At 56.4% G+C, this 218-nt stretch carries 1 protein-coding gene; it reads left to right on the top strand.

Going from position 1 to position 218, the window contains the following annotated elements:
- The coding region (locus H6B10_RS17430) for a glycoside hydrolase family 3 N-terminal domain-containing protein (RefSeq protein ID WP_275951117.1) at window positions 1–218 on the top strand (218 nt) is incomplete at both ends.

The following is a 218-nucleotide window of genomic DNA, read 5'->3' as shown; positions in this document are numbered from 1 at the left end:
GCCGAATGTAAATATATTCCGTGACCCGCGCTGGGGCAGAGGGCACGAAACCTATGGCGAAGATCCGTATCTGACCTCTCGCTTGGGCGTACGCTTTGTGGAAGGTATGCAGGGCGATGACCCGGACTATCTGCGCGCCGCTGCCTGCGCCAAGCATTTCGCAGTCCATTCTGGCCCTGAAGATCAGCGGCACTATTTTGATGCCAAAGTTTCCCAAC

Source organism: Gemmiger formicilis, assembly GCF_016901605.1.
GTDB classification, from domain to species: Bacteria; Bacillota; Clostridia; order Oscillospirales; family Ruminococcaceae; genus Gemmiger; species Gemmiger formicilis_B.
The sequence above is the reverse complement of the archived record's forward strand: the minus strand, read 5'-3'. Positions and strand labels throughout refer to the sequence as shown.